The sequence below is a fragment of the Vibrio sp. 10N.222.51.C5 genome, assembly GCF_041474575.1.
GTDB classification, from domain to species: Bacteria; Pseudomonadota; Gammaproteobacteria; order Enterobacterales; family Vibrionaceae; genus Vibrio; species Vibrio crassostreae_C.
The window spans coordinates 72,287-89,980 of sequence record NZ_JBFRUJ010000013.1 but is presented as its reverse complement, the minus strand read 5'-3'; the positions used below and the strand labels follow the sequence as shown (position 1 = coordinate 89,980).

Sequence of the window (17,694 nt, the reverse complement as noted above, 5' to 3'; positions counted from 1 at the left end):
GAATTATTTCAATCCACAAGGAGCAAATGGGAGAATGTTTGGATGAGCAACGCGCCTTTAAATAACGGTCGCAGGCGTTTCTTAACCGCAACAACAGCCGTTGTTGGTGGTTTAGGAGCAGCTGCTGTAGCCGTGCCTTTTATTAAATCATGGAATCCGAGTGCCAAGGCGAAAGCTGCGGGCGCGCCGGTGGAAGTGGAAGTCAGTAAGTTAGAACCGGGACAAATGGTTCGTGTCGAGTGGCAAGGTAAACCTGTATGGGTTGTACGCCGTGCTGAGTCGGTACTAGAAAACCTAAAATCGATCGGTGGTCAACTTCGTGACCCTCAATCTGAAGCTGAACAACAACCAGAATACGCACAGAACGAGTTCCGTTCAATTAAGCCGGAATTCTTCGTTGCTGTTGGTTTCTGTACGCACTTAGGTTGTTCTCCAACTTACCTGCCGGATTCTTTTGCAGAACAAGTTCAGGGTGTTAAGTCTGGTTTCTTCTGTCCTTGTCATGGTTCAAAGTTTGATATGGCAGGTCGAGTATTCCAAGGCGTACCAGCTCCATTGAATCTTGTTGTACCAAAGCATATGTATTTGAGTGACACTAAGATCATGATCGGTGTGGACGAGGGAGACGCGTAATGCAAGGATTGCTTGATTGGGTAGAGAAACGTCTACCCGCGATGAATGCGTATAAAAAGCATTTATCTGAATACCCAATGCCTAAGAACTTTAACTTTTGGTACCTTTTCGGTTCTTTGGCAATGTTGGTATTGGTTAACCAAATCCTTACGGGTATTTGGCTAACAATGAACTACGTACCGTCAGGTGAGGGTGCATTTGCTTCTGTTGAATACATCATGCGTGATGTGGAATACGGTTGGCTACTACGTTACATGCACTCAACAGGTGCTTCGGCATTCTTCGTTGTTATCTACCTGCACATGTTCCGTGGCCTAATCTATGGTTCTTACCAAAAGCCTCGTGAGCTACTTTGGATCTTCGGTATGTTGATCTTCTTAGTGCTTATGGCTGAGGCTTTCATGGGTTACCTACTACCATGGGGTCAAATGTCTTACTGGGGTGCTCAGGTAATCATTTCTCTGTTTGGTGCGATCCCTGTTATCGGTGATGACCTAACGCTTTGGATCCGTGGTGACTACATCATCTCTGGTGCAACGCTGAACCGTTTCTTCGCACTGCACGTTATCGCTCTACCAATTGTACTTCTGCTGCTTATCGTACTTCACGTACTAGCACTGCACGAAGTGGGTTCGAACAACCCAGACGGTATTGAGACGAAACTTCCTAAAGGCACAATGGGCGACGACTACAAAACGCAGTTCCCATTCCACAAGGATTACACTAAGAAATACGACATCATTGACTCTATTCCTTTCCACCCATACGGGACCGTGAAAGATATGGTTGGTGTGGCCGGTTTCCTATTCTTCTTCTGTTATGTGCTGTTCTTTAACCCAGAGATGGGTGGATTCTTCCTTGAGCCGCCAAACTTTGAAGCTGCTAACCCACTGAAAACACCAGAGCACATCGCTCCGGTATGGTACTTCACGCCGTTTTACGCAATTCTGCGTGCTGTTCCTGATAAGTTGCTAGGTGTTGTAGCAATGGGCGCATCTATTGTTGTGCTATTCCTACTACCATGGTTCGACCGTTGTAAAGTGCGTTCTTACCGTTACCGTAGCAAACTGCATTTGATTAACATCATCCAATTCACAATAAGCTTTATTGCGCTTGGTGTACTTGGTGCGCTTCCAGCAACGCCAACATACACGCTACTGGCTCAAATCTTTAGCTTAGGTTACTTCATGTTCTTCGTTCTACTGTGGTTCTACAGTAAAAATGAAGCGACGAAACCATTACCAGAAAGGGTGACATTCAAATGAAAAAGTGGATTGTAATTTTATTTGCTATGTTGCCGTCACTGGTGATGGCAGCGGGTGCAAACGTACCATTAGACAAAGCGAACAATGATTTAACAGACAAAGCTTCATTGCAAAATGGCGCTAAGATGTTCATGAACTACTGTTTCGCTTGTCACTCAACGCAGTACCAGCGCTATGAACGTGTTGCGAATGATTTAGAGATCCCCGTTGATCTTATGAAGGAAAATCTGATTTTCGATCCTGAAGCGAAAATCGGTGACTTGATGGTTAATGCTATGCCTTCTGATCAAGCGGCAAGTTGGTTTGGTGCTCCGCCACCAGACCTAACATTGGTTGCTCGTGTTCGTGGCGCAGACTGGCTGTACACTTACCTTCGTACTTTCTATGAAGATCCGTCTCGTCCATTTGGCGTGAACAACATTGTTTTCCCAAGCGTTGGTATGCCGCACGTTCTTGAAGAACTGCAAGGTATCCCAACACCAATCTACGATACTCATATGGTAGATGGCGAGGAAGTGACGGTTGTTGTTGGCACTGAGACTGACGGCTCTGGCGAATTAAGTGCTGGTGAATACGACGAAGCAGTTCGTGACCTTGTTAACTTTTTGGTTTACTCGGGCGACCCAGTTCAACTTGAGCGTCACGCTATGGGTTGGTGGGTAATGGCCTTCTTAGTAATCTTCACTATCATCGTGATTTTGCTGAAGAAAGAGTATTGGCGTGATGTGCACTAATTGTGCTATAATACCGTGCTAATTCCCAAATTATGTTAATGTTCAATGGAGGCTTTAGGCCTCCATTGTTTTTATTTAAAGTGTACTGGAGGGCTCCATGGCTGTAGCTGCCAATAAACGTTCTGTAATGACTCTTTTCTCAAGTGCTTCTGATATGTATAGCCATCAGGTGCGCATCGTTCTTGCTGAAAAAGGCGTAAGTGTTGAAGTTGAGTTGGTTGATGAAAAAAATCTACCAGCAGAGCTTGTTGAACTGAACCCGTACAAATCAGTACCTACTCTTGTTGATCGTGAGCTTGCTCTATATGACTCGAAGATCATCATGGAATACCTAGATGAGCGTTTCCCTCATCCACCGTTGATGCCTGTATACCCGGTTGCTCGTGGTAACAGCCGTCTAATGATGTACCGCATTGAGCGTAACTGGTATTCAGTTGCAGAGAAGATCGTTAAAGGCAACGCTGAAGAATCTGAAGCAGCTCGCGTTAAACTGCGCAACGACCTACTGACTCTTGCTCCTATCTTCGCTGAGTATGAATACTTCATGAGCGAAGAGTTTAGCCTAATTGATTGTTACCTAGCTCCGCTATTATGGCGTTTACCTGAGCTTGGTATCGAACTAATTGGTCCTGGTTCTAAAGAGCTTAAGATTTACATGAACCGCGTATTCGAACGTGATTCATTCCTAGCTTCTCTAACTGAAGCTGAGCGTGAGATGCGACTCGTTCGCTAAGCGTTTATGGATATTTCTAATATGACTCCACGCCGACCATACATGCTTCGTGCATTTTATGAGTGGCTGGTTGATAACGAACTAACTCCACACCTTGTTGTTGAAGCAACATTACCGGGTGTGCGAGTTCCAGAAGAGTTTGTTCAAGATGGTCAGATCATTCTGAACATCGCGCCTCGTGCGGTTGGACAACTTGAACTGGGTAACGAAGCTGTGACGTTTAGTGCTCGCTTTAGTGGTCGTCCACACTCTGTGATCGTTCCGCTTTACGCAGTACAAGCGATTTATGCTCGTGAAAATGGTGCTGGTACCATGTTTGAACCTGAAGAGGCTTACATGGAAGCGTTTGAAGAAGGGATTGAAGAAAGTCCTTTTGAAGAACCAGAAAAAGGCCCATCTTTGAGCGTAGCAACGGCAGACGTAGATGCTGAAGAGCCAGACTCAGATCCTGAGCCACCTCGTCCAGCGAAAGGTCGCCCAAGCCTTCGTGTTATCAAATAACGTTAGTTATACCAATCACAGTAAGTAAGTGATCAGAAATAGCGCAGGAAAAAAGCTTGAGAGCAAGGCGGAATTTTTTGATAAGTAGTTATTCTACAATCAAAAATTCTAACGCAGTTATCGAAATTTTTAACAAGCTAGAATGATAGATTATTTACTACGATTGGTATTAGATAACGAACCAAATAAAAAAGCAGCGACGAGTCGCTGCTTTTTCTTTTCTGCTATATCGCATTTAGTTGACTGGCTTACGGCTAGTTAACAGCCGTCTCTTCTTCACCGTATTCAAACGCTCGAATAACCTGTTTTACGCCAGATATGTTACGCGCAACTTCTGTCGCGATATCGGCATGCTCTCTAGTCACGAGTCCAAGTAGGAATACTTCTGAATCCTCAGTAATCACTTTTACTTTGATGCCGTTAAGCTCAGCATTCGCAAGCAGAGCTGATTTCACCTTAGTGGTAATCCAGCTGTCTTTACTGATAGCACTTACAGACAAAGGTTCTTTCACTCGAACTTGATTGTGGATGCTCTCAACGCCAGCCACTTCTTTGGCTTGGTTTTCAAAAGCGCGACGTTCTGAATCTGTGGTTGCTTGCCCCATCAACACCACTGAACCTCGGTATGAGCTTGCGGTGACACGTACATTGCCACGGAATGGTTGTTTATTGGTAATCGCTGCAACTTCAAATTCGATGTTGTTGTCGTTCCAAATCTCTTTGGTTGTTCGCGTATCTGTGACTAGGTTTGCAGTAGTTGCAGCACCAGCAATGAAAATGCCAGCACAACCAGACAGAGACAGTGTAAGTAGCGAAACATTAATCAGCTTAAACAGCCTCATAGAGGTTAATGATTTCATTGTGATGCTCCGTATATCACTCTTCGTGGGCAGGGAAGAGTACTTGATCGATTAGGTCACATAGGCAGTGCAGTGTCACCATGTGTACTTCATGAATGCGCGCTGTACGGTGTGACGGGATACGAATCTCTACATCGTGTTCACCAAGCAAACCTGCCATCTCACCACCATCTTTACCGGTAAAGGCGATGATGGTCATGTCGCGAGTTACCGCCGCTTCCATTGCCTTGATGATGTTCTTGCTGTTACCGCTAGTCGAGATAGCCAACAGAATATCGCCAGTTTGACCGAATGCACGCACCTGCTTAGAGAAGATCTCTTCATAGTGGTAGTCGTTAGCCACAGCCGTTAGCGTGGTGTTGTCTGCTGTGAGTGCCATTGCTGGAAGGCTAGGGCGCTCTGTTTCAAACCGGTTGAGTAGGCACGATACAAATTGCTGAGCATTCGACGCCGAACCACCATTACCACAACAAAGAATTTTGTTTCCGTTAAGCAAGGTCGCAACCATTGCTTGAGCGGCATGCGTGATTGCGTCAGGCAGAGCTTCTGCAGCCGCAATTTGGATTTGAATACTTTCTGTGAAACTTTCTTTAATGCTGTCTAGCATGTTTATCCTTGGGTAATCGCGTTTTGAATCCAGTCGATAGTGTCATTCGGCCCTTCAATGGCAACAATATCAAACCTGAAATCTGTAGAGTGCACCGACAAGCCTTGCTGCATAAGCCAAACATTGGCTGTTTTGAGCAGTTTCTGTGACTTCTTGGCAGTCACCATTTCAGCGGCATGTCCGTAGCGGGTTTGCTTGCGGTATTTTACCTCAGCAAACACAACCGTATTGTTATGGCGCATTATAAGATCAATCTCGCCACATTTTGCTATGAAGTTTTCTTCTATTAACGATAAACCGTGGTTAATCAGATAAGATTTTGCCACGGCCTCGTATTTATCACCCACTTGTTTGTGGGTGATGGTTGGTTTGGATAGGAACTTTCGGCTAAAAAGCCCCATGCTCTGCCCAGCTGATTTCACGTTGAACCACACAGTTGTTATCGATGGTTAGCACACCCGTTTCACCTGGAATGCTGTAACCCTGTACGGCTTTCATCTGTGGCAGTGCATCCATTAGGTAGTATGCATCCATTCCCAGTGCTTGCAGACGCTTTTGGCCGTTTGAGTGTGCAGGCCATAGGTCGTTTAGCTCTTTATTAAGCTCGTTTTTGTTCTCAACCAATAGTGGGATGTCGCTGTAGAACACGCCGGTTAGGTCTTCATACTGCTTATCACCGCTGTTGCTGCGTGAGTTTGAGAAAAGAGCGGGCTGGCTAGCATCAGGGTTAATTGCAACTTCAATGAAGGGTTTGATTAGCGTTAGCTCTGAGTTCTTAGCCACAATGTAGACAGAATCGATATCACGACGGCTGCGTGGCTCTGTTTCTAGGTCTAGGTTCAGTAACCCATCCATTTGAGCGATACGTTGTTGGCTCTCTTGCAAGCCAAATACCTGATTCACATTACGTTGCAGTTGGCGTTTGTCAGAGAACAAGCTGATAGCCACATCGTTGCTGCTGTATTTTTTCCACTCTTCTTTAAACGCTTGCTCAACTCGCTCACCTAAACGTCCTCTTGGCGCAAGGATAAGCGGGTACTTGTAGCCTTGAGCAAATAGGTGCTTCGCTGCCTGAGCGACTTCTTGCTCTGGCGATAGAGCGAGATAACAAATGTTAGTATCTGGTTCTAGTTGCGTTGGAATGTTCAGAGCTAAAGCTGGAATCGAGTTCTCGTGGTTTTTCTGCGCTTGCTGAAGTTTAGTTATGTTGCTCTTAATCAGCGGGCCAACGATGAAATCAACGTTGTTCTCTTCCAGTGTCGCTTTAATCTCAGCGGCACTTTGCACGTTGGTATCCATTACCGTCAGCGTTGCATCTTCTTCGCGCTCTTTGTCATTCATCATCGCAAAGATGAAACCGTCACGCACAAGTTGTGCTTGCTTGCCGTACTTACCGGTTAGAGGCAGTAATAGTGCAGTGCTGGTTGGCTTGCTGATCTCTAGTGCCAAGACGTCAGTGATCGCCTGAGGTGTGTAAGTAGCAGCTGGGTGCTGAGGATTCTCGGCTAACCAATCCGATAAGGTTTCCTGCAGGTTTGGAAGATTTGAGTTCAGCGTCTTCATGTAGATTGCCAGTTGTAACCAACCTGAAAGCACATCTTCTGTCGGTGATGTTTTCAGTTCTAGAATCTCGTATTGAGAGTAGCTATTCAGGTTTTGCCAAATACGGTCGGCAGTTTGCTGTTGAAGCTCGTCGTCAGCCTCTAGGTACTCTGAATAGAGCACTAACTCACGGCTTGCCTCGAAATACTCACTCTTCATCTCTGAGATGTTCGCGCGTAGCTCGTGATAATCTTTCCACTGCTCGTTCGGAAGCTTCCACCAAGGCTGGAAGTTTAGTTGGCTATAAGCTTGATCTGGCTGTGAGTTATTCACCAGCAGCTGAGCGCGCGCTAATTGCCATTCCGCTTGTTGCGTTTCGCTCAGCTCTTGTTTTGCTAAGCGTTTAATCAGCAGAGTTGCTTGATCGGTTTTTCCAACTTGCACAGAAGCCTTAAGCGCCATGATTAACCAGTCGTTTTGTAGACTTCCTTTGCTACTATCCGCCTGCATCATGTAACTTTCAGTTGATTGCGCTGGATCTAGTGTAATATCAACGCTCGTTGGTGCTTGAGGACCTGAAGAACAAGCCGCCAATGTAATTGCTAATGCAATTGGAGTTAGTAAGCGTGGTACACTGAGTCTCTTATGGTTCATCGTTGCCATGAGTTCTTTAAATTCCGTATAAATTTGTATCTATATTAATCGTTGAAGTGATGGTAAACAAATGACAGATAACAAAACCTTGCTCACAGAGAGCCCAACTCTCTACATTGTGCCAACCCCAATCGGAAATTTGGGAGATATCACTCAAAGAGCAATTGAAATTTTATCAAGTGTCGATGTTATTGCAGCCGAAGACACACGCCACACGGGTAAGCTGCTTGCTCACTTCAATATATCAACCAGAACGTTCGCTTTACATGATCATAATGAACAAACTAAAGCGCAAGTTCTAGTCGAAAGGTTATTAGAAGGTCAGTCTATCGCATTAGTCTCTGATGCGGGTACACCTTTAATCAGTGACCCAGGTTACCATCTTGTCTCACAATGTCGTCAAGCGGGTGTGAGAGTTGTGCCACTTCCTGGTGCTTGTGCAGTGATTACGGCATTGAGTGCGTCTGGTTTACCGTCTGATCGTTTCAGCTTTGAAGGCTTTTTGCCGCCAAAGAGCAAAGGTCGTAAAGATAAGTTCCTAGAGATCGCGAAAGCAGAGCGCACGTGTATCTTCTACGAATCACCACATCGAATCTCAGATTCTCTACAAGATATGCTTGAGATCTTAGGCCCAGACCGTGAAGTTGTCTTGGCACGTGAGCTGACTAAGACATTCGAAACAATTCAAGGATTGCCACTGGGTGAGTTGATTGAGTGGATTGAAGAAGATTCGAACCGTAAGCGCGGTGAGATGGTGTTACTGATTCATGGTCATCGTGAAGAAGCGAGCACAGAACTGCCAGACGAAGCGACTCGTACTCTGGGTATCCTAACTAAAGAGTTACCTCTTAAAAAAGCGGCGGCAATGACAGCTGAAATCTACAACCTGAAAAAGAACGCGCTGTACAAGTGGGGCCTTGAGCACCTAGATGGTTAACGCTGAATAGATAAATAGCTGCTCAGTGTATAAGTCGCTAGAGTGCTATTTTAAAGCTTGTGAGGAATGAAGGTCGTCCCTTCATTCCTCTTTTTTTGTCTGGATTGTGTGAAATTCATGCGTTTACTTAGCGGTTTGCAGCATATTTGTGATCTCGCTAGACACTGCACTCTAATCTCTATACAATCCGCCCTCGGAGTTGAACGGGTAATCGCTGCTTTGCTGATGTCCTTCGGGAGACTGACGTTGAGGTCCTTCGGGAAACTGACGTTGAAGTCCTTCGGGAGACTGGCAGAGGGGAGGAACGTCCGGGCTCCATAGAGCAGGGTGCCAGATAACGTCTGGGGGGCGCGAGCCCACGACAAGTGCAGCAGAGAGAAGACCGCCGATGGCCTCATTTCTTCGGAAGGGGCACAGGTAAGGCTGAAAGGGTGCGGTAAGAGCGCACCGTGCGACTGGCAACAGTTCGTAGCAAGGTAAACTCCACCCGGAGCAAGATCAAATAGGCCCTCACATTGCGTTGCTCGCGTATGGGGGCGGGTAGATTGCTTGAGCCTGTGAGCGATTGCAGGCCTAGACGAATGGTTACCGCCGCGCAAGCGGAACAGAACCCGGCGTATGTGTCAACTCCACCTATATAAAGAACCCATCATTACTTAACGGTAGTGATGGGTTTTTTGCTTTATATTGACGTAAATTATTTAGATTTCCTTAGAATCCTTCACCCTGATATGAGCTTGGGTCAAAAATTCCCAAAGCCTATACACAATATGGTGGAGATACGGCGTGAAATCAGTACACTAAAACGTTAATAGAACAAATTATTGCCGAACTAATGGCTCAATCCACTCACTGAGAAGACTATGACAGAAGCATTCAAACATATTTCAGTATTGCTTAACGAATCTATTGACGGACTTGCGATCAAACCTGACGGTACCTACATCGATGGTACTTTTGGCCGTGGTGGTCACAGCCGTACAATCCTGTCTAAACTGGGCGAGAATGGACGACTCTTTAGTATTGACCGCGATCCACAAGCGATTGCAGAAGCGCAAAAGATTGATGACCCTCGTTTTACGATTATTCACGGCCCGTTCTCAGGTATGGCTGAATATGCAGAGCGTTATGACTTAGTCGGTCAAGTGGATGGTGTGTTACTGGATCTAGGTGTTTCTTCACCACAGCTAGATGACGCTGAGCGTGGCTTTAGCTTCATGAAAGACGGTCCGCTTGATATGCGTATGGACCCAACAACCGGTATTCCTGTCTCTCAGTGGTTAGTTGAAGCCGATCTTGATGACATCACATGGGTTATTCGTGAGTTCGGTGAAGACAAACACGCTCGTCGTATCGCGAAAGGCATCATTGCTTATCAAGAGAATGAAGAGAACGAACCACTAACGCGTACCGGTCAGTTGGCTAAGCTTATCTCGGATGTAGCTCCAAAAAGCTTCAAAGAGAAAAAGCACCCAGCAACACGTGCTTTCCAAGCCTTCCGTATCTACATCAACAGTGAACTTGAAGAGATCGATACAGCCCTGAAAGGCGCAGCAAGCATTCTTGCTCCTCAAGGCCGTTTGTCTGTTATTAGCTTTCACTCTCTTGAAGACCGCATGGTGAAGCGCTTTATCCGTAAAGAGAGCCAAGGTCCGCAAGTACCACATGGCCTGCCACTAACAGAAGAGCAGATCAAAGCGCTAGGCAGTGCTGATCTTAAGCCTGTTGGTAAAGCGATCAAGCCTTCTAAAGATGAAGTGGATGAGAATACTCGTTCGCGTAGCTCAGTATTACGAATCGCAGAAAAGCTATAGTCAATGAAGACCTCCAAACCTAACTTAGCCAAGATAATATTTTTTGATTTGATCTCCGTGGGTAAAGTCCCATTGGTGCTGCTTATCTGTATCTTCGCGAGCGCGATGGGGGTCGTTCTCACGACACACATGTCACGTCAGGCAATCACGCAAAAAGACATGGCATTGAGTGAGCGTGAACAGCTTGATAATGAATGGCGAAATTTAATGCTTGAAGAGACGGCTCTGGCTGAACATAGCCGCGTTCAAGCATCGGCAAAACGAGAGCTAGACATGAAACGTCCAGACTCCGACAAAGAAGTTGTGATCACACTGAAATGACCGGAAAAAAGGAAAAAGCCCCCGCGAAAGCCGTTAAGAAACCAACGAAAGAGCGAGTGAAGAGCGAAAAGGACTCGGATCCAATTCTGATTAAATGGCGTTTCAACGTCGTTATTGCTTTTGTGTTGGTTGCCTTTTCTGTACTAGTAGGTCGTGTGGCTTACATCCAAGTCATTGAACCAGATAACTTAATTCGTCAGGGCGACCTTCGTTCTGTACGTGTTAAGGCTATTCCTTCTGCCCGCGGTATTATTTCAGACCGCAATGGCGAACCACTTGCCGTCAGTGTGCCTGTTGAGGCGGTATGGGCTGACCCGAAAACCATCTTCGATAAAAATGGCATGGCCCAAATTGATCGTTGGTATGCGCTAGCTGATGTACTTGGCTTAGATCGACAATCGATGATCAACAAGATCTCCAGCGACAAATCTCGTCGTTTTATCTACCTACAAAGACAAGTTAGCCCAGCAATGGCGAAATACATCCGCGACTTAAAGCTGGTGGGTATTGGTCTTAAAGCAGAATCACGTCGTTATTACCCAGCCGGTGAAGTCAGCGCGCATCTTATTGGTGTGACCGGAATTGATGGACACGGCCTAGAAGGTGTCGAGCGCAGCTACGATAAGTGGCTCACGGGTGAAGCAGGTAAACGTACAATCCGTAAAGACCGTTACGGGCGAGTAGTTGAAAACATTGCACTAGAAGAGCGTGAAGAAGGTAAACCACTCGAATTGACCATCGATCAGCGCTTACAAGCCATCGCTTATCGAGCGATTAAACAGGCGGTAGCCGATCACAAGGCGACGTCTGGATCTGCCATCTTATTAGACGTAAAAACGGGTGCGGTTTTGGCCATGGTTAACGCACCGTCTTACAACCCAAACAATCGTGCTGATTTACAAAGCTTTAAGATGCGTAACCGCGTGATCACCGATGCTTTTGAGCCAGGTTCGACGGTTAAGCCGTTTGTTGTTCTTGCCGCTCTCGAAAATGGTACCGCGGATGCTGATACTGTAATTGATACGGGTAACGGCATCATGCAAATCGGTGGTAGCCGTGTACGTGATACTTCCAAAGTTGGTAAGGCAGACTTGGCGTTAATCCTTAAGAAGTCGAGTAACATCGGTGTGGCGAAGTTAGCACTGGATATGCCACTTGAAGCGCTACTGGGCATGTACAGTTCTGTTGGTCTTGGCGAGATGTCTGGGCTGAATCTAGTCGGTGAGACCGCGGGTATTTTCCCGAACCGTCGACGCTGGTCTAAGTTTGAAATCGCTACCTTATCCTTTGGTTATGGTCTAGCGATTACTCCGCTGCAATTGGCTCATGCCTATGCGACGTTAGCGAATCACGGTGTTTACGAACCTATCCATATCGTTAAAAGCAACGACCAAGATTTCTCAAAACAGAGCATCAAGCGCGAAAATGCTGAGTTGGTTTTGAACATGCTAGAAGGCGTAACCCAAAAGGGCGGTACAGCGACAAGAGCTGCCGTGCCGGGTTACCGAGTAGCAGCAAAAACAGGTACATCTAGAAAAGCGATTTCCGGTGGTTATGGAGACGAGTACTTCGCCTATACCGCAGGTGTTGCTCCAGTGAGTGACCCAAGAGTCTCTTTGGTTGTGATGATCAATGAACCTCAAGGTGACCTCTACTATGGTGGCTCGGTCGCAGCCCCTGTTTTTTCTGAAATCATGAAGGGCGCACTGCAAATTCTGAATGTCCCTGCTGATGAAAACAAGTTTCAAGAATAGAGCCAATCAGGATTCAATATGAGTAATAGCCTCACGCTGTCATCTTTACTTTCTCCTTGGGGTGACTTTAGTTCACCTGAGCTGGATGCGATTGCCGTTGAACAGTTGGAGTTGGATAGTCGTGCCATCAAAGACGGCGATATTTTTGTTGCTGTAGTTGGGCATGCTGTTGATGGCCGTCGTTTCATTGACAAAGCGGTCTCACAGGGAGCCAATGCCGTTATCGCACAAGCTGATGCTGAAAAGGCCCATGGTCTGATTGAGTGGTTGGATGCTGTTCCGGTTGTTTACATTAAAGACCTTAACTTGGTGTTATCTGAGTTGGCCGGTCGTGTTTACTCGTCTCAGGCGACTAAGCTGATTGGTGTTACCGGCACCAATGGCAAAACCACTATCACCCAATTGATTGCTCAGTGGCTAGATTTAGTCGGCCAACGCTCTGCGGTAATGGGCACCACGGGTAACGGTTTTCTAGACAACCTTAAAACGGCGGCGAATACGACCGGTAGTGCGATTGAAATACAACGTACGCTGAGTGAGTTGGCTGAAGAAAACGCTGTTTATACCGCGATGGAAATCTCGTCTCATGGTTTGGTTCAAGGCCGAGTTAAGGCATTGGATTTTGAGGCTGGTGTATTTACTAACTTGAGCCGTGACCACTTGGATTACCACGGCACGATGCAAGAGTACGCTCTGGCTAAGAAGAGCTTGTTTACTCAGCATAAGTGTAAGCACGCTGTGATTAATGTTGATGATGAAGTCGGTAAAGCTTGGATGGCTGATCTGTCCAATGCAGTAGCTGTGTCATTGCTTCCGTTATCGGGCTACCAGCAGTCAGTATGGGCATCGGATGTTGCTTATGCAGAGACGGGTATCAAACTCGCTTTTGATGGTAGCTGGGGGCAGGGACAACTGTCTGTTCCTTTAATTGGCCAGTTCAACGCATCAAATGTATTGGTTGCTTTCGCGACCCTACTTGTACTAGGCATCGACAAGCAAACCTTGATCGACACAGCACCTCAATTGCAACCTGTGATTGGCCGTATGGAATTGTTCCAAGTACCAAACAAAGCGAAAGTGGTTGTCGACTACGCGCATACACCTGACGCATTAGAGAAAGCATTGGCAGCACTACGTGTACATTGCTCTGGAAAGCTATGGGCAATCTTTGGCTGCGGTGGTGATCGAGATATAGGCAAGCGCCCTATGATGGCGGTTACTGCAGAGCAGTTCGCCGATAACATTATTATTTCAGATGACAACCCTCGCAGTGAAGACCCGGCATTGATTGTTAAAGACATGCTGGCAGGTTTAAGTGAGCCTGAAGTCGCCTTTGTTGAACACGATCGCTTTCAGGCGGTTAAGTTTGCTCTAGAGCAGGCGGGTAATAACGACATTATTCTTCTGGCAGGTAAAGGCCATGAGGATTACCAAGTATTGAAAGACAAAACGATCCACTATTCGGATCGAGAGTCAGCACTACAACTTTTAGGTATTTCATAATGATTGATGTATCACTCGAGCAGATCTGCTCAGCGGTGTACGGTCAGCTGATAGAGGCTGGCAAATCGAGCAATAGTTTGATCAATGCGGTTTCTACCGATACTCGCACCGTTGAAGAAGGTGCACTGTTTGTTGCTCTTGTAGGTGAACGTTTTGATGCGCATGATTTTTGTGGTCAGGCTGTTGAGGCCAATGCGAGTGCGTTATTAGTTCAACGAAAACTTGACCTAAATATTACTCAAGTTGTTGTTGAAGACACTAAACTTGCTTTAGGTCAGCTAAGTGCTTGGATCCACAAACAATGTAACGTGCCAACCATGGCGATAACAGGAAGCTGTGGCAAAACGACCGTCAAAGAGATGGTCGCGAGTATTCTACAACAACGTGGCAAAGTGCTGTTTACAGCGGGTAACTTCAATAATGATATTGGAGTACCACTAACCTTGCTGCGCAGTGAACCCAATGACGACTATGCCGTGATAGAACTGGGCGCGAACCACATTGGTGAAATTGCCTATACCACGCAGCTTGTGAAACCACAGGTGGCCTTAGTGAATAACGTTGCTGCCGCGCATCTAGAGGGCTTTGGCTCAATTGATGGTGTTAAACAAGCGAAAGGCGAAATTTTTCAGGGGCTTGCTGCTGGTGATACTGCTATTGTTAACCTAGAGAGCAATGGTGGTGACTTCTGGAAAGATGTGCTTGCAGACAAAAACGTACTGACCTTTTCTGAAAGTGATGACACGGCGGATTACTTTTCGACGAATATTCGCATCAACGAGCAGGGTGAAGCTTGCTTTGATATGCAGACCCCGCAAGGCGCTATCGATGTCGAACTTGGCATTATTGGTCAGCACAATGTAGCAAACGCATTAGCGGCAGCTGCACTGAGCATTCAATTCGATGCCACGCTTGCAGAAATAAAAAGCGGTTTAGCGAATCTTATCTCAGTTAAAGGCCGAGTTGAGGTTCAACAATTAAGTCAGAATATCAAGCTGATAGATGACAGTTACAACGCCAGCGTACCGGCAATGAAGGCGGCAGCTAAATTGTTGTCGAGCTTCAAAGGTCAGCGTTGGTTGATTTTAGGCAATATGGCTGAATTAGGCGATGAAAGCCTTGCACTTCACCGTCAAGTCGGTGAATATGCTGCCCCATTCGCTTTTGAGAATGTACTCACTTACGGTGATGATACCAAGGTGATTAGTGAAGTGTGTAACGGCACTCACTTTGCAACGCATGAAGCGATGATCGCGCACATAGAGCAGCACTTGAGCTTGCCAGAAAACGCGCCACATACCTTGTTGGTAAAAGGCGCCAATAGTGCAGGAATGAGTAAAATAGCCGCTGCTTTAAAGGAGAACTTTTCATGATAATTTGGCTTGCAGAGCTACTACAGCCACACTTTTCTTTTTTCCGTTTGTTCGAATACTTGTCGTTTCGTGCAATCGCGAGCATTTTGACGGCTTTATGTCTGTCGCTGTGGATGGGACCTCGTTTAATTGAGCGTCTGCAAATGCTGCAAATTGGCCAAGTTGTTCGTAACGACGGCCCAGAGTCTCACTTTAGTAAGCGTGGCACACCAACTATGGGTGGTGTGATGATCCTTGCTGCGATCATTATTACAGTCTTGCTTTGGGCTGACTTATCAAACCCTTACGTTTGGGCGGTGCTTGTCGTGCTAGGCGGTTACGGTGCAGTTGGTTTTGTTGATGATTATCGTAAAGTTGTTCGTAAGAACACTGATGGTCTGATTGCTCGTTGGAAGTACTTTTGGCAGTCGGCGATTGCTTTGGTAGTGGCATTTGCTCTGTATGCTCACGGGCAAGACACTGCAGCAACACAATTAGTGGTGCCTTTCTTTAAAGATGTGATGCCACAACTTGGTTTACTGTACATTGTTCTAACTTACTTTGTTATTGTGGGTACCAGTAACGCGGTAAACCTAACTGATGGCCTAGATGGCTTGGCGATTATGCCAACGGTTATGGTTGCAGCGGGTTTTGCTGTTATCGCTTGGGCGACAGGTAACGTTAACTTTGCAGCATACCTACACATTCCATACATCCCATACACCTCTGAACTGGTTGTGGTATGTACTGCTATCGTTGGTGCAGGCCTTGGCTTCCTATGGTTTAACACTTACCCAGCACAAGTATTCATGGGCGATGTTGGCTCTCTAGCACTGGGTGGTGCGTTAGGTGTGATTGCGGTACTCGTTCGTCAAGAGTTGGTACTAGTGATCATGGGTGGTGTGTTTGTAATGGAGACCTTGTCAGTAATCCTGCAGGTGGGCTCTTACAAATTGCGTGGCCAGCGTATTTTCCGTATGGCACCGATTCACCACCACTATGAGCTGAAAGGCTGGCCAGAACCGCGTGTTATCGTGCGCTTTTGGATCATCTCAATGGTATTGGTACTGATTGGCCTAGCGACACTGAAAGTTCGTTAATCCTATGCGAGCCTCTGTATTAGAGGTTCTTTAAAACTATTAAGAGCATCTTGTTTAAATGGAACGTTGGCAAAATATTCAAAATGTAGTGGTTGTGGGGCTCGGTATTACCGGGCTCTCTGTCGTTAAACATCTCGTAAAATATCAACCTCATACGCATGTGAAGGTCATTGATACGCGAGAGCTACCGCCAGGAAAGGAATCTTTGCCTGAGTCGGTAGAGCTGCATTCTGGAAGCTGGAATGGCCAATGGCTAGCTGAGGCTGATCTGGTGGTTGCTAACCCAGGCATTGCTTTAGCGACGCCAGAAATTCAAGATGTGCTTGAAGCGGGTACGCCTGTCGTTGGCGACATCGAGCTGTTTGGTTGGGCTGTAGATAAGCCTGTTGTGGCGATTACTGGTTCAAACGGCAAGAGTACCGTGACGGATTTGACAGGCGTACTTGCTAAAGCGGCTGGCCTTAACGTTGGTGTCGGTGGCAATATTGGTATTCCGGCTTTAGACCTTCTTGAGCTTGATGCAGATTTATATGTGCTTGAGCTTTCAAGCTTCCAGTTAGAAACCACATCGAACCTAAACCTTGTAGCAGCAGCCTTTTTGAACCTGTCAGAAGATCACATGGATCGCTATCAGGGTATGGCTGATTATCGTGAAGCCAAGTTAAGAATTTTTAATAACGCGCAGTGTGCGATTGTTAACCGCGACGACAAAGAGACGTATCCAGACCACAACATGTCATTAGTAACATTCGGACTCGACGATCAAGAGTTTGGTGTCGCGACAGTTGATGGTACCGAATGGCTAATGGACAACGGTAAACCTGTCCTTGCTACCCAAGATTTAACATTGGTTGGACGTCACAATGTGGCGAATGCGTTAGTCTCACTTGCACTATTGAAGCAAGTTGGTATCGACTACAGCAAAAGTCTTGATGCTTTGAAGGCCTATAACGGTTTGACGCATCGTTGCCAAGTCGTGGCTGACAAGCGCGAAATCAAATGGGTTAATGACTCCAAAGCAACGAATGTAGCCAGCACATTGGCAGCCCTGTCTGGGTTGGAGTATCAAGGTACGTTATATCTTTTGGTTGGCGGCGTTGGTAAAGGTGCTGACTTTAGTGAGCTTGAACCAGTATTGGCGCAACTTGAGCGTGTTCAGCTGTGTTGTTTCGGTGAAGATGCAGATCAATTCATGCCTCTGCACCCATCGGCACAAAAGTTCGATACCATGCAGCAGATAATCGAATCTATCTCGCCACAGCTGGTGGCTGGAGATATGGTGATGCTGTCTCCGGCGTGCGCAAGCTTCGATCAATTTAATAATTTCATGGCAAGAGGTGATGCGTTCACTGAGCTTGCTCATGAGTATGCTTAACGTGTTGAA

General features: G+C 46.4%; 17 protein-coding genes and 1 other RNA gene. 14 read left to right on the top strand and 4 right to left on the bottom strand.

Annotation, left to right across the window (positions count from 1 at the left end; translation table 11 throughout):
- The first annotated feature begins 42 nt into the window (after positions 1-42).
- The 5 genes from petA (at position 43) to sspB (ending at position 3,866) form a co-directional block, all read left to right on the top strand.
- Positions 43-633: a ubiquinol-cytochrome c reductase iron-sulfur subunit gene (gene petA, locus AB4558_RS04865; RefSeq protein WP_017061434.1), complete on the top strand. Its 591-nt coding sequence runs from the start codon at positions 43-45 to the stop codon at positions 631-633.
- Positions 633-1,898 carry a cytochrome bc complex cytochrome b subunit gene (locus AB4558_RS04860; RefSeq protein ID WP_017061435.1) on the top strand — a complete coding sequence of 422 codons (1,266 nt, stop codon included), beginning with the start codon at positions 633-635 and terminating at the stop codon, positions 1,896-1,898. Before petA ends, AB4558_RS04860 begins: the two co-directional genes overlap by 1 nt.
- Positions 1,895-2,632, top strand: a complete 738-nt coding sequence (locus AB4558_RS04855; RefSeq protein ID WP_017061436.1) for a cytochrome c1 — start codon at positions 1,895-1,897, stop codon at positions 2,630-2,632. Before AB4558_RS04860 ends, AB4558_RS04855 begins: the two co-directional genes overlap by 4 nt.
- Before the next feature lie 97 nt (positions 2,633-2,729).
- The gene (sspA, locus tag AB4558_RS04850; protein WP_009848943.1) at positions 2,730-3,365 is read left to right on the top strand and encodes a stringent starvation protein SspA; all 636 of its coding nucleotides are present in this window, start codon (positions 2,730-2,732) and stop codon (positions 3,363-3,365) included.
- 6 nt (positions 3,366-3,371) lie between these two features.
- A complete protein-coding gene (gene sspB / locus AB4558_RS04845) occupies positions 3,372-3,866 on the top strand; it encodes a ClpXP protease specificity-enhancing factor (protein WP_017072808.1) in 495 nt (164 codons plus the stop codon).
- 254 nt (positions 3,867-4,120) lie between these two features.
- On the opposite strand, the gene AB4558_RS04840 is transcribed toward sspB, so the two are convergent.
- Genes AB4558_RS04840 through AB4558_RS04825 form a run of 4 tightly spaced genes read right to left on the bottom strand, consistent with a single transcriptional unit; the run spans position 4,121 to position 7,538 of the window.
- Complete coding sequence (locus AB4558_RS04840; protein WP_017062905.1) at positions 4,121-4,726, bottom strand: BON domain-containing protein; 606 nt, start codon at positions 4,724-4,726, stop codon at positions 4,121-4,123.
- Positions 4,727-4,742: 16 nt separating this feature from the next.
- Positions 4,743-5,333, bottom strand: coding sequence for a phosphoheptose isomerase (locus tag AB4558_RS04835; protein WP_004729817.1), 591 nt, complete (start codon positions 5,331-5,333; stop codon positions 4,743-4,745).
- A gap of 2 nt (positions 5,334-5,335) precedes the next feature.
- Positions 5,336-5,734 carry a YraN family protein gene (locus AB4558_RS04830; protein ID WP_017059277.1) on the bottom strand — a complete coding sequence of 133 codons (399 nt, stop codon included), beginning with the start codon at positions 5,732-5,734 and terminating at the stop codon, positions 5,336-5,338.
- The gene (locus tag AB4558_RS04825; RefSeq protein ID WP_372073193.1) at positions 5,721-7,538 is read right to left on the bottom strand and encodes a penicillin-binding protein activator; all 1,818 of its coding nucleotides are present in this window, start codon (positions 7,536-7,538) and stop codon (positions 5,721-5,723) included. Before AB4558_RS04825 ends, AB4558_RS04830 begins: the two co-directional genes overlap by 14 nt.
- A gap of 61 nt (positions 7,539-7,599) precedes the next feature.
- Here AB4558_RS04825 and rsmI point away from each other — a divergent pair, with 61 nt between their 5' ends.
- From rsmI to murD, 9 genes are all read left to right on the top strand, one after another.
- Positions 7,600-8,466, top strand: coding sequence for a 16S rRNA (cytidine(1402)-2'-O)-methyltransferase (gene rsmI, locus AB4558_RS04820; protein WP_017062903.1), 867 nt, complete (start codon positions 7,600-7,602; stop codon positions 8,464-8,466).
- Positions 8,467-8,661: 195 nt separating this feature from the next.
- Positions 8,662-9,101: RNase P RNA component class A (gene rnpB, locus AB4558_RS04815), an RNA gene on the top strand.
- Positions 9,102-9,329: 228 nt separating this feature from the next.
- Positions 9,330-10,280: a 16S rRNA (cytosine(1402)-N(4))-methyltransferase RsmH gene (gene rsmH, locus AB4558_RS04810; protein WP_017062902.1), complete on the top strand. Its 951-nt coding sequence runs from the start codon at positions 9,330-9,332 to the stop codon at positions 10,278-10,280.
- 3 nt (positions 10,281-10,283) lie between these two features.
- On the top strand, positions 10,284-10,601 hold the full coding sequence (gene ftsL, locus AB4558_RS04805; protein ID WP_017062901.1) for a cell division protein FtsL: 318 nt from the start codon (positions 10,284-10,286) through the stop codon (positions 10,599-10,601).
- Entirely contained in the window at positions 10,598-12,355 is a 1,758-nt protein-coding gene (locus AB4558_RS04800; RefSeq protein WP_372131516.1) for a penicillin-binding transpeptidase domain-containing protein, read from the top strand. Before ftsL ends, AB4558_RS04800 begins: the two co-directional genes overlap by 4 nt.
- 18 nt (positions 12,356-12,373) lie before the next feature.
- A complete protein-coding gene (murE, locus tag AB4558_RS04795; RefSeq protein WP_372158216.1) occupies positions 12,374-13,858 on the top strand; it encodes a UDP-N-acetylmuramoyl-L-alanyl-D-glutamate--2,6-diaminopimelate ligase in 1,485 nt (494 codons plus the stop codon).
- The gene (gene murF / locus AB4558_RS04790) at positions 13,858-15,231 is read left to right on the top strand and encodes a UDP-N-acetylmuramoyl-tripeptide--D-alanyl-D-alanine ligase (RefSeq protein WP_372073198.1); all 1,374 of its coding nucleotides are present in this window, start codon (positions 13,858-13,860) and stop codon (positions 15,229-15,231) included. The genes murE and murF overlap by 1 nt, the downstream gene beginning before the upstream one ends.
- Positions 15,228-16,310: a phospho-N-acetylmuramoyl-pentapeptide-transferase gene (gene mraY / locus AB4558_RS04785; RefSeq protein WP_008223690.1), complete on the top strand. Its 1,083-nt coding sequence runs from the start codon at positions 15,228-15,230 to the stop codon at positions 16,308-16,310. Before murF ends, mraY begins: the two co-directional genes overlap by 4 nt.
- A 58-nt stretch (positions 16,311-16,368) precedes the next feature.
- Entirely contained in the window at positions 16,369-17,685 is a 1,317-nt protein-coding gene (murD, locus tag AB4558_RS04780; protein ID WP_372073200.1) for a UDP-N-acetylmuramoyl-L-alanine--D-glutamate ligase, read from the top strand.
- Positions 17,686-17,694 lie beyond the last annotated feature (9 nt).

What these genes read in the sequence shown, in the direction of transcription:
- petA (WP_017061434.1), top strand. Translation starts at nt 43, where the DNA reads ATGAGCAACGCGCCTTTAAATAACGGTCGCAGGCGTTTCTTAACCGCA.
- AB4558_RS04860 (WP_017061435.1), top strand. Translation starts at nt 633, where the DNA reads ATGCAAGGATTGCTTGATTGGGTAGAGAAACGTCTACCCGCGATGAAT.
- AB4558_RS04855 (WP_017061436.1), top strand. Translation starts at nt 1,895, where the DNA reads ATGAAAAAGTGGATTGTAATTTTATTTGCTATGTTGCCGTCACTGGTG.
- sspA (WP_009848943.1), top strand. Translation starts at nt 2,730, where the DNA reads ATGGCTGTAGCTGCCAATAAACGTTCTGTAATGACTCTTTTCTCAAGT.
- sspB (WP_017072808.1), top strand. Translation starts at nt 3,372, where the DNA reads ATGGATATTTCTAATATGACTCCACGCCGACCATACATGCTTCGTGCA.
- AB4558_RS04840 (WP_017062905.1), bottom strand. Translation starts at nt 4,726, where the DNA reads ATGAAATCATTAACCTCTATGAGGCTGTTTAAGCTGATTAATGTTTCG.
- AB4558_RS04835 (WP_004729817.1), bottom strand. Translation starts at nt 5,333, where the DNA reads ATGCTAGACAGCATTAAAGAAAGTTTCACAGAAAGTATTCAAATCCAA.
- AB4558_RS04830 (WP_017059277.1), bottom strand. Translation starts at nt 5,734, where the DNA reads ATGGGGCTTTTTAGCCGAAAGTTCCTATCCAAACCAACCATCACCCAC.
- AB4558_RS04825 (WP_372073193.1), bottom strand. Translation starts at nt 7,538, where the DNA reads ATGGCAACGATGAACCATAAGAGACTCAGTGTACCACGCTTACTAACT.
- rsmI (WP_017062903.1), top strand. Translation starts at nt 7,600, where the DNA reads ATGACAGATAACAAAACCTTGCTCACAGAGAGCCCAACTCTCTACATT.
- rsmH (WP_017062902.1), top strand. Translation starts at nt 9,330, where the DNA reads ATGACAGAAGCATTCAAACATATTTCAGTATTGCTTAACGAATCTATT.
- ftsL (WP_017062901.1), top strand. Translation starts at nt 10,284, where the DNA reads ATGAAGACCTCCAAACCTAACTTAGCCAAGATAATATTTTTTGATTTG.
- AB4558_RS04800 (WP_372131516.1), top strand. Translation starts at nt 10,598, where the DNA reads ATGACCGGAAAAAAGGAAAAAGCCCCCGCGAAAGCCGTTAAGAAACCA.
- murE (WP_372158216.1), top strand. Translation starts at nt 12,374, where the DNA reads ATGAGTAATAGCCTCACGCTGTCATCTTTACTTTCTCCTTGGGGTGAC.
- murF (WP_372073198.1), top strand. Translation starts at nt 13,858, where the DNA reads ATGATTGATGTATCACTCGAGCAGATCTGCTCAGCGGTGTACGGTCAG.
- mraY (WP_008223690.1), top strand. Translation starts at nt 15,228, where the DNA reads ATGATAATTTGGCTTGCAGAGCTACTACAGCCACACTTTTCTTTTTTC.
- murD (WP_372073200.1), top strand. Translation starts at nt 16,369, where the DNA reads ATGGAACGTTGGCAAAATATTCAAAATGTAGTGGTTGTGGGGCTCGGT.